Annotated in this window: 9 protein-coding genes; 8 read left to right on the top strand and 1 reads right to left on the bottom strand. The window is 36.8% G+C overall.

All coding sequences use genetic code 11. From position 1 onward, the window contains the following. Window positions 1-51: 51 nt before the first annotated feature. The 7 genes from greA to radA all read left to right on the top strand — a co-directional run bounded on the left by greA (window position 52) and on the right by radA (window position 9,344). Window positions 52-525, top strand: a complete 474-nt coding sequence (gene greA, locus RTW14_RS04485) for a transcription elongation factor GreA (protein WP_312648499.1) — start codon at window positions 52-54, stop codon at window positions 523-525. Between the two features lie 69 nt (window positions 526-594). Continuing rightward, complete coding sequence (gene lysS / locus RTW14_RS04480) at window positions 595-2,136, top strand: lysine--tRNA ligase (RefSeq protein WP_312648498.1); 1,542 nt, start codon at window positions 595-597, stop codon at window positions 2,134-2,136. 127 nt (window positions 2,137-2,263) lie between these two features. Then, complete coding sequence (locus tag RTW14_RS04475) at window positions 2,264-3,181, top strand: hypothetical protein (RefSeq protein WP_312648497.1); 918 nt, start codon at window positions 2,264-2,266, stop codon at window positions 3,179-3,181. Window positions 3,182-3,300: 119 nt separating this feature from the next. Beyond that, complete coding sequence (gene asnS / locus RTW14_RS04470; RefSeq protein ID WP_312648496.1) at window positions 3,301-4,698, top strand: asparagine--tRNA ligase; 1,398 nt, start codon at window positions 3,301-3,303, stop codon at window positions 4,696-4,698. Between the two features lie 12 nt (window positions 4,699-4,710). After that, the gene (gene ansA / locus RTW14_RS04465) at window positions 4,711-5,718 is read left to right on the top strand and encodes an asparaginase (protein WP_312648495.1); all 1,008 of its coding nucleotides are present in this window, start codon (window positions 4,711-4,713) and stop codon (window positions 5,716-5,718) included. A 138-nt stretch (window positions 5,719-5,856) separates the two neighbouring features. After that, window positions 5,857-7,815 (top strand): elongation factor G, encoded by a 1,959-nt coding sequence (locus RTW14_RS04460; protein ID WP_312648494.1) that lies wholly within the window; start codon window positions 5,857-5,859, stop codon window positions 7,813-7,815. 140 nt (window positions 7,816-7,955) lie between these two features. After that, window positions 7,956-9,344: a DNA repair protein RadA gene (radA, locus tag RTW14_RS04455; protein WP_312648493.1), complete on the top strand. Its 1,389-nt coding sequence runs from the start codon at window positions 7,956-7,958 to the stop codon at window positions 9,342-9,344. 105 nt (window positions 9,345-9,449) lie between these two features. On the opposite strand, the gene RTW14_RS04450 is transcribed toward radA, so the two are convergent. Then, entirely contained in the window at window positions 9,450-10,799 is a 1,350-nt protein-coding gene (locus RTW14_RS04450; RefSeq protein ID WP_312648492.1) for an APC family permease, read from the bottom strand. Between the two features lie 239 nt (window positions 10,800-11,038). On the opposite strand from RTW14_RS04450, the gene RTW14_RS04445 reads away from it, so the two are divergent. Further along, window positions 11,039-11,710 carry a response regulator transcription factor gene (locus tag RTW14_RS04445; RefSeq protein WP_312648491.1) on the top strand — a complete coding sequence of 224 codons (672 nt, stop codon included), beginning with the start codon at window positions 11,039-11,041 and terminating at the stop codon, window positions 11,708-11,710.

Raw genomic sequence — 11,710 nt, 5'->3', positions numbered from 1 at the left:
TACAGAGTATAATGTTACGATACGACAATAGGTCGAAAGGAGATTGGAAATATGGCAGAAGAAATATTGCTAACCAAAGAAGGCTACGATAAGATTGTAGCAGAGCATGAAGAGCTAGTTTCTGTAAGACGTAAAGAGGTTTCAGAAAGATTAAAGGAAGCCATTTCCTATGGTGACTTATCTGAAAATGCGGAATATGATGCTGCGAAAAATGAACAGGCAGATCTGGAAGAAAGAATCCATAAGCTTGAAACAATGATTCGTAAAGCAAAAATTATAGATGAAAATGAAATGCCCAAAGATCACGTAAACCTTGGACTAAAAGTCAAAATTAAGGTCCAGGAATCTGGCCTCGAAACTGAGTATACAATAGTTGGTTCCACAGAAGCAGATCCATTCGAGGGGAAAATTTCAAACGAATCTGCTGTAGGCGGTGCGCTTATGGGACAAAAGCTTGGCACAGTAGTTGAAATTCAGGTTCCTGATGGCCTTATGCATTACGAAATTTTAGATATATATAAGTAATTCAAATATTATAAGATAGGGGTCTGAATATCAGGCTTCGTAATATAGAGAAGATGTAAGAGGTATACTATGAGTACAGAAGAAAACAGAAATGTAAATCCGGAAGTTGAAGAAGAACTTTCAGAAGAAAAGCTTAATGAACAAAGATTAATAAGAAGAGAAAAACTTAAAAAACTTCAGGATATGGGCAGAAATCCGTTTCTAATTGAAAACTGGAATGTAACGGCATATAGCATGGACATCAAAGACAACTTTGAAGAAATGGAAGGCAAAAAAGTATCATGTGCTGGCAGAATGATGGCTAACAGACATATGGGGAAGGCTTCCTTTATTGACATTCAGGACAAACAGGGAAGAATTCAAGGATATGTTAGACAGGATGCTATTACACCTGAGGAATACGAAATATTCTTAACTTATGATATCGGTGATATTGTTGGTGTTGAAGGTGAAATTTTCAAAACTAAGCACGGCGAGATTTCCATTAAGATTGAAAAAATAGTATTACTTTCAAAATCATTACAGGTACTTCCTAATAAATTCCATGGATTAAAGGACCAAGATCAGAGATACCGCCAAAGATATGTGGATCTTATTGTAAATCCTGAGGTAAAAAACACTTTTGTAAAACGTTCACAGATTATCCACGCAATCAAAGACGTTCTTGAAAATGATTATGGATATCTTGAAGTAGATACACCAATCTTGACTACTATTGCTGGTGGAGCAAATGCAAGACCATTTGACACTCATCATAATACGCTTGATTTAGATATGAAGATGCGTATTTCAAACGAATTATTCCTAAAGAGATTAATCGTTGGTGGGCTTGACAGAGTATATGAAATGGGTAAGATGTTCAGAAATGAGGGAATGGATAGAAACCATAACCCTGAATTTACTTCTATGGAATGTTATATGGCATATGCTGATATGGACACTATGATGGAAGTTACTGAACAGGTTGTTTCAAAGGCAGCTTTGGCAGCGACTGGAAGCATGCTCATTGAATATCAGGGGAAGAAATTTGACTTGACACCTCCTTGGAGAAGATTAAATATGGCTGATGCTATAAAAGAAATTACAGGTGTGGATTTTGCTGCAATTGCAACGGATGAAGAAGCAAGATCGGCAGCAATCAAGCAGGGGATGGATAAGGAAGACGTTAAGAGTATGACAAGAGGTAAGATTTTAGCAGAAATGTTTGAAGAATTCTGTGAAGATGTACCGGGATATCTTGACGGACCTGTATTCATTACGGGACATCCAGTTGAAATTTCACCATTAGCAAAGAGAGATCCTAAAGATCCAAGAATTACGAGAAGATTTGAGGCTTATGTAAACTGTTGGGAAATTGCGAATGCGTTTTCTGAATTAAATGACCCAATCGATCAGTACGAAAGATTTAAGGAGCAACAGGCTCAGCTTGACGATGGTACGGATGACGAAGCACATCCAATGGATGAAGATTTTGTAAACGCTCTTGAAGTAGGTCTTCCACCTACAGGCGGTCTTGGCATTGGTATTGACAGAGTTATTATGCTTATAACAGATGCTCCATCAATTAGGGACATTATTCTGTTCCCAACGATGAAACCAATAGATAAATAACGAACCCTAACGAGCTTGCAATCTTGATGATGCAGGCTCGTTTTAATTGTAGATGTAAGTGGCTCCTGATGTTTCACAATCACCTATTGCATCGACATTTTTAAGCATTAGAGGAAGGGGATACACAATGAAAAAGAAACGCATTTTACTAATGTGCATCTTATGCATGATACTGTTCTCAACGGCATCATATGCAAAGTCTGCGACAGTTACGATTCCAGAGTTTCTGATTACCGTCAATGGGCAGGCGATGGAGAGTAAGTATAACCAATATCCTCTGCTTCTATATAAGGATATTACGTATTTTCCAATGGAATATGACTATGCAAGGTTTTTAGGGATCAAAGCCAATTGGTATCAAGAAAGCCGTGGCTATGGTAATAAAAGTGTTTTGTTTGTTGGTGTAGCAGAAGAGCAGGCTAAGGAATTGAAAATTATTTCAACTAAGACTTCCAATCAAAAACGCTGTACTGCTACAGTTGCTGAATATGGTCTTGCGTTAAATACTACAAATCCAAAGAAATATCTTAATAATCAGAAAGAAGAATATCCTATTCTTAATTTTCGTGGTGTAACCTATTTCCCACTGACATGGAGGTTTGCTGTCGAGGAATTCGGCTGGGAATACTCATATGATAAAAAGAGTGGTTTGCGGATTGAAAGCGGGCATCCTTTCCGACCCGTTATTTCCGACAAAGTAATTGGCACCACATTGCCTCGGGCGACAGGCATGGATTATTATTACGGGAAAGAATACTATGTGGGGTACCCCACAACTACTTTCGACAATAATTATAGAATTGTTATAAGAAAACGTGGACAGTCGGAATGTGAATACAGTTTGAAGAATCAAATTCAGGGGGATTACTATTTCAATATGAAAAAGAACAGCGTGGGAGCTTTTGTAGATTCAGAACCCTCTATAGCTGGTGACATCTTTTCAATCGGATGTAGGAAACTGGATATGAATGGAGAAAGTTATGTCTTATTAAAAATCGATTTAGGCACAGGAAAAGTTGTGGCTGAAGAAACCAAAACAAAATAGCGCAGTAGGATTAATTTTAAAGTTTAAAATGATAGCCCCTTGCATAAGGGGCTTTTTTCATTTACAATAGATTTATATGGGCCTTAAGGCCTCGAGAAAGAACGAGGAGTTTAGAGAAAATGGGAAAAGATATACAGATAAGAGAGCTTTACAGAAACACGGATGCACATGCTGGAAAAGAAGTGGTAATCCGAGGCTGGGTAAGAACAAATAGAAGTTCAAATAAATTTGGATTTATAGAGCTGAACGATGGCTCATTTTTTAAGTCTGTTCAAGTTGTATATGAACAGGATATCATTAATAACTTTGACCAGATGGCTAAAGCACCTATTGCGGCTGCACTTATGGTTAGAGGTGTATTAACATTAACCCCAGAAGCAAAGCAGCCTTTTGAAGTTAAAGCAATAGAAGTTGTTGTGGAAGCCGGTTCTGAAGCGGACTATCCACTTCAGAAAAAGAGACACAGTCTTGAATTTCTAAGAGAAATTGCACATTTAAGACCTAGAAGCAACACTTTTTCAGCAGTATTTAGAGTAAGATCTTTAGTTGCTTATGCTATCCACCAGTTCTTCCAGGACCAGAATTTCGTATATGTTCATACTCCAATTGTTACAGGAAGTGACTGCGAAGGGGCAGGAGAGATGTTCAGAATTACCACTTTAGATATGAACAATCTTCCAAAGACAGAAGAAGGAAAAATTGATTACAGTGAGGATTTCTTTGGTAAGGAAACTAGCCTTACTGTAAGTGGACAATTAGAGGCAGAAACTTTTGCTATGGCATTTAGAAATATTTATACTTTTGGACCAACATTTAGAGCAGAAAATTCCAATACAGCAAGACATGCATCTGAGTTTTGGATGATTGAGCCAGAAGTAGCATTTGCAGATTTAACAGATAACATGGATTTAGCTGAGGCTATGATTAAATATATCATTAATTATGTTCTTGAGCATGCACCTGAAGAAATGGAATTCTTCAATAGCTTTGTTGATAAGGGTCTAACTGACAGATTAAACAATATTGTCAACAATGATTTCGCACGTATTTCATATACTGAGGCAGTTGACTTATTGCTTAAATCAGGCAAGGAATTCCAATACCCAGTGGAATGGGGGATTGACTTACAGACAGAGCATGAAAGATATATTACAGAAGAGATATTTAAGAAGCCTGTATTTGTAACAGACTATCCAAAAGAAATTAAGGCTTTCTATATGAGATTGAATGAGGATAACAAGACCGTTGCTGCTTGTGATCTTCTGGTTCCAGGTGTAGGTGAAATTATCGGCGGAAGCCAGAGAGAGGAAAGATATGATGTACTTTCAGCTCGAATGAAGGAACTCGGACTTAAGGAAGAAGACTATTGGTGGTATATGGATCTAAGAAAGTATGGTGGAGTTAAGCATGCAGGATACGGTTTAGGATTTGAAAGAATTATTATGTATGTAACTGGTATGAGCAATATCAGAGACGTACTGCCATTCCCTAGAACTCCAAAGACGGCTGAATTCTAAAGGAGAAAGACTTTGAAGAAGAAAATCTGTATTATTTATACAGGCGGAACCATTGGAATGAAAGAAACAGAATTTGGGTATGCTCCTATTCCTGGATATATGGAAAAAACACTGAGAGGTATACAGGAGTTCAAAGAGCCAGAGATGCCGGATTATGATTTCATTGAATATACGCCGCTTTTGGATTCCTCTAATATCACAGTTGAAAACTGGAACCAGATAGGAGAAGATATAAGAGAACATTATTGTGATTATGATGGATTCGTGGTAATGCATGGAACGGATACCATGGCTTATACTGCATCAGCCTTGTCTTTTATGCTGCAGGGCTTGTCAAAGCCTGTAGTGCTGACGGGGTCTCAGATCCCTCTATGTAAGGTTAGAAGTGATGCAAGAGAAAATCTCATAACTTCCATGATTATAGCAGCAGATTATAATATTCCAGAAGTTTGCATTTATTTTGGCGGAAAACTCATAAGAGGCAACCGCTCTACGAAGGTAAGCTCTGATATGCTTATAGCTTTTGACTCTCCAAACTATGGGCCTTTAGCAGAAGCTGGTGTAAACATTTCAGTTAATCAGGAACGAGTTAGAACAGAAGCAAAAGAATTAAATTTTTGTACCTTCAAAAATAATCAGATTGCAGTTCTTAAGATTTTTCCTGGGATACAGTTTGAAATCTTTGAAAATATTATGACAGAAAAGCTGAAGGGCATTGTTATTGAGGCTTTTGGTGCAGGAAATATACCACAAAACGATGATTCTATGATTCGAATGCTTCAGAAGGCTAAATCCAACGGAACATATATAATAGTTTGTACACAGTGCCATAAAGGAGCAGCAACAATTGGTCAATATGAGACCAGCAAACATCTTGCTGAAGCAGGGGCCATATGTGGTTTCGATATGACTGTAGAAGCTGCAGTTACTAAGTTATATTATTTATTAAGCAAACATTATGAACCCAAAGAAATAAGACTGTTAATGGAAAGTGATATTCGAGGAGAATTAACTCGATAAAAGTCGAATCGTCAGACAAATCAAATATTCTGACGATTTTATTTGCCATATATAAACTCCAATGTTATAATGAGGATGTAATGAGCCGTGTATACACGGCAATGCATTATCAAAAAATAATTTTGGGAGGGCTTATTTATGAAGGGCTATACGAGCGATACTATTAGAAACGTTGCACTTGTTGGACATGGTGGATGTGGTAAAACTACATTTCTGGAATCAGCTTTATTGGCGACAGGCGTGATTAACCGATTAGGTAAAGTTGAAGACGGAAATACAGTATCTGACTACGACAAAATGGAAATTGAAAAAGGCTATTCAATTAACACTTCTGTTGTTCCTATTGAATGGAAAGATAGCAAGATTAACTTTATTGATACCCCAGGATATTTGGATTTTGTAGGTGAAGTAAATGCTGCATTAAGAGCGGCAGAAGCTGCTGTAATTCTAGTAGATGCAGGTGCGGGTATTCAGGTAGGAACTGAACAGGCATGGAAAGCTTGCGAAAGATATAAGAAACCAAGATTTATTGTTATAAATAAAAGAGATAAAGACGAGTTTGATTATTACAAAACCTTTGATGAATTAAAAGCAAAATTTGGAGATACACTCATTCCATTTAGCTGGCCTGTTACTGCAGAAATAGATGAGGGTCTTAAGGAAGCCATTGCTATGACGGATGACGCCTTAATGGACAAGTATTTTAACGGAGATGCTTTTACTGATGATGAAATTAAAAGAGGTTTAAGACATGGCATTGCTGATGGAGTTATCGTTCCCGTATGTTCTTCAGCATTTTCACTGGGGCATGGAATAGAAGGGCTAATGGACTTATTAATTACCTATGTTCCTACGCCGTTTGAACATGGCCCATATTTTGGCTTTAATGATAACAATGAACATGTAGAAAGAACGTCTATAGTTGATGCTCCTATGTCTGCCTTTGTGTTTAAAACAATTGTTGACCCATTTGTAGGTAAGATTTCAATTATGAAGGTTGTTACAGGGAAGATAAATTCCAGTACTGAAGTTTTAAATGAGAGAACTGGTAAAGTTGAAAAGTTAGGAAAACTTTTCTTCCTAAGAGGAAAAAACCAGCTAGAACTTAATTATGCTGAAGCTGGGGACATAGTTGCTGTAGCCAAACTGCAGTACACATTATCTGGTGATACGTTATGTGATAAAAACGATGTTATTAGATACTTACCGTTAGACTTTCCAGAGCCTTCATATTTCATTGCGATAGAGGCAGCGGATAAGGCTGATGAAGAAAAGATGGGAACCGGTTTAAATAAACTTAGAGAGGAAGATCCATCTTTCATCATAACAAGAAATATAGAAACCCATCAGACACTGCTTGGTGGACAGGGTGAGATTCAGTTAAGCATTATTATTGCAAAACTTAAGGATAGATTTGGTGTTACTGTAAAGGCAGTGCCGCAAAAAATTGCTTATAGAGAAACCATTAAAGGCCATTCAGATGTTCAGGGAAAACATAAGAAACAGTCAGGTGGAGCTGGTCAATATGGTGATGTTCATATTAGATTTTTACCATCTGAACAAGAATTTGAATTTGCTGAAGAGCTATTCGGAGGATCGATTCCTAAGAATTATGTGCCTGCAGTTGAAAAAGGATTGATTGAATCTATGCAAAAGGGCCCTCTTGCTGGCTGCAAAGTTGTAAATGTAAAAGCCGTACTTTATGATGGCTCATATCATGATGTTGATTCAAATGAAATGGCATTTAAGATTGCAGCTTCCTTAGCATTTAAAAAGGGTATAGTGGAAGCAAAACCTTGTCTCCTTGAACCTGTAATTCATCTGGAAATTACAGTTCCAGATGAATATATGGGTGATGTAATGGGGGATATGAACAAAAGAAGAGGCAAAATCTTGGGAATGGAACCACTTCAGGGTGGAGGACAAAAACTGCTTGCTGAGGCACCTCAAGCTGAGATATTTGATTATGCAGTATCGCTAAGAGCAATGACTCAGGCTAGGGGTTCATTTATACAAAGATTTGAGAGGTATGAGGAAGTACCTACTCATTTAGCTGAAAAGATTATTGCAAAACATAAAGCAGAAGCAGAAGCTTAGCCTATATAAATTAAATAAAATGTGGGAGCAAATCGTATTTGCTCCCTTTTTATTCCAATATATTGAATATAATTTTATGCAAATAATAAAATATTAAAAACATTACTAAGGTTGACGAGAAAGACAAAGGGGTAAAAAGGATGAAGAAAGCAAGAACTGTATTTATATGTCAGGAATGTGGATATGAAAGTGCAAAATGGATGGGACAATGTATTTGTGGGGCATGGAATTCGATGGTAGAGGAGAAAATTGTACCTATTAATGAAAATGACAGTAGAGGCAGAGCGGCGCTGTCAGCGGATGGTAATGCTGTTCAAAGAGTAAAAGCTACAAAACTTTCTGAGGTTAAATCAGGAAATTTCTCAAGAATTGACACGGGTATAGGTGAGCTAAACCGTGTTTTGGGCGGCGGACTTGTTAAAGGTTCCCTCACGTTAATATCAGGAGAGCCCGGTATTGGTAAGTCAACCATTATAATACAGGCGGCTTCAAATATTGCTGATAAATATGGTAAAGTTTTATATGTTTCTGGTGAAGAATCTGAAGAACAGATAAAAATGCGTGGCGACAGAGTATGCAAATGTGATATACAGAATTTATTTTTATTAGCAGAAACGAATATAGAAAATATTTTAGCGGTTACGGATGAATTAAAACCAGAATTTATAATTATAGACTCTATACAAACTATGTATTCTGCACAACTTGATTCTGCACCAGGCAGCGTTTCACAAGTCAGGGCCTGTGGAAATGAACTGATGAAGTTAGGAAAAGTAAGAAATATTCCGGTTTTTATAGTGGCTCATGTAACAAAGTCAGGTGACTTAGCAGGACCTAAAATAGTGGAGCACTTAGTTGACTGTGTTTTGAATTTTTCGGGAGAAAGAAATCAGGAACTGAGAATACTCAGATCATTTAAAAATAGGTTTGGGACTACCAGTGAAATTGGGGCTTTTGAAATGATGGAAGATGGATTAATAGAGATTGAGAATCTATCAAAGACTTTCCTAGAGGGAATGGAGGATGGAGCAGAAGGAGCGGTAGCTACAGCAGTTTATGAAGGTACGAGACCATTACTTTTGGAAATCCAGGCGCTAACTGCCCCTACCAATATTGGTTTTGCAAGAAGGACTGCGATTGGCATTGACAACAACCGGCTAAACATGCTGCTTGCTGTTTTAGAGAGAAAAGCGGGACTGTCTCTTATAAATCAGGATGTTTATGTTAATGTCGTTGGAGGGTTAAAACCTGAGGGAACGTCAACAGATTTAGCAGTGGCTCTATCCATATACTCTTCCTATAAAGGGCTGACTGGCTCAGGGAAGACGTTAGCCTTAGGAGAGATTGGTCTTACTGGAGATTTGAGATCGGTACAGAACTGTGACAAAATAGTAAGAGAGGCTAGTAGAATGGGGTTCTCAAGGGTGATATTACCAAAGAAGAATGAACGGGCAATTAAAGAACCACCACAAAATATAAAGCTTGTTGGTGTGGCAAACATTAGAGAGGCTATTGCTCAGTTCTCATAGATAAATAGCATTACATTGCAAATAGACGATGTATGTGACCTAAGGATTACAACGGAAAAGTGCCATCTGTATTAAAGATGGCACTTTTGTTGTAGAATATTTTATTTAAATATTTTTTTGTTTACTAAATATTGCACCTATAACCATTATGACAGCAAACACGATTAGATATGCAAAGACAGCTTTGCCATGCGAGAAATATGCAGCAATAATCATAAATACGCATCCGACAAGTGCAAGGGATGGCATAATAAAACGCTTAAATGCAGATAAATCTTTTTCTTTTACCATCATCATAAAGAAGATAGGAATATACAACGCGTAAATTGTTACGATTGGAAGTTCTGATGAATCAAAGCAGAAAAATCCAAACCAAGGAGTTGTAAGGTTTGCTCCATAGAAGAATAGTAACCAAATACCACACAGAAGTAAACCTAAAACAGATGAATTTGTTGGCATATTTGTAACTTTATCAACTTGGTTGAAAATTTCTGGCCTAGGCCCCTGATTTCTAGCAGCAACTGAATAAATACCTCTTGTACAGCCAAGCATAAGTCCGTTTAATGTGCCTAAGCAAGAAATAATTACAAAGATGAAGATAAGAGTTCCACCAATATCCGAGAATATTGTCTCAAATGCTAGTTTGGCACCAGCTTCACCACCAGCCATCATTACTTCATTAGTGACAGCTCCAGCAAGACCTACATAATAAAGGATATATACTGCCATGATAATGAAAGTTCCACAGACTAAAGCAATAGGAAGATTTCTTTTAGAATTCTTTAATTCTGCATTAATACTAGTAGCAATAATCCACCCTTCATAAGCAAAAGCGGTAGCAACTACTGCTGTAAATAGTGCATTTGAGGTATCTACCTCTTTTACGACAGTAGTAAAGTTATGGGCAGTCATACCATTTGTAAGACCCACAATAGTACCAACAATAGCCATTAAGAATAATGGAATCAATTTAATAACTGTTGTTGAAACTTGAAATTTACCAGAAATTACAGGTGATAATGAATTTAAAGCAAAGCTGGCAATTAAAAAGAAACATGCAATCGTCATGCATTCCCCGCCAACAATATCAAATCCAAATAATACGCATGTGTATCGGGCAGAGACCCAGGCTAAAACCGAGGTCAATGTAGGGTAATAAATTAATGCCATAAACCAACCCACGTAATAACCGTATTTGCTCCCCATAGTAGCTTCTGCATAGTCTACAATTCCGTTTACATATTGATATCGGGTTGCCATAACTGCAAAAGTATACGCACAGGCAATCATGATTAGACCTCCAATTACCCAAGCTAAAATACCAAGAGGAAGATTCCCGCCTGTGGCATTAAGCACTTTTTCTGCTTTGAAAAAAACACCACTACCTATTACTATGCCTACAACCATAGCTATAGCCGTAATAAGCCCATATTTCTCTTTTAATTCAGTTCCCATTTTCAACCTCTCTTTTCTATTCGAAAAATAGTTATAATAACAAAAATTATTCTAGCACTATAAGGTTAAATAAACAATAAAAATCTTATACATTTAATTAGAAGATATGATAAAATTACATATAATATATTCATTATTATCACATAGCTATCACTTTTTGTGTTTAGTATATTAGTAATGTATTTTAAAAGTATGACGTGAAAGAAATAAATGAGTGAAAATAATAAAAGAGGTATAATATGAGTAAGCTATTAATAGTCGATGATGAAATAAAAATTAGAGAAGTAATAAGAGAATATGCTGAATTCAATGGATATGAAGTTGATGAAGCAGCAGATGGAATGGAGGCTATAGGTCTTTGTAAATTGAATGAATATGATTTAATTATTCTGGATGTAATGATGCCTAAGCTGGATGGATTTTCAACCTGTAAGGAACTTAGAAAATTTAAGGATACACCGGTAATAATGCTTTCGGCCAGAGGAGAGGAATATGATAAGCTGTTTGGATTTGAACTGGGGGTAGATGATTATGTGGTAAAACCTTTTAGTCCAAAGGAACTAATGGCAAGAGTGCATGCGGTACTTGCACGAAAAGCTTCTGTTCAGCTTGCTGAACAAGATGTACTTAATTTTAAGGGGCTAGCTATTAATATTCCAGCAAGAACAGTTTTGGTGGATGGCGAAAAAATTGAATTAACACCAAAGGAATATGATTTGTTATTCTATCTAACAAAGAACTGCAATCTAGCTTTGTCAAGAGATAAATTACTATCTGACATCTGGGGATATGATTTCTTTGGCGATGATAGAACAATAGATACACATATAAAAAATCTGAGAAATAATTTGGGACCATACCGCGATTTTATTGTTACTTTAAGAGGTGTAGGATATAAATTTGAGGCATAA

Origin of the sequence: Aminipila sp., from assembly GCF_032051575.1 — a bacterium.
Classification (GTDB): Bacteria; Bacillota; Clostridia; order Peptostreptococcales; family Anaerovoracaceae; genus Aminipila.
This window is presented reverse-complemented; position numbering and strand designations above follow the sequence as displayed.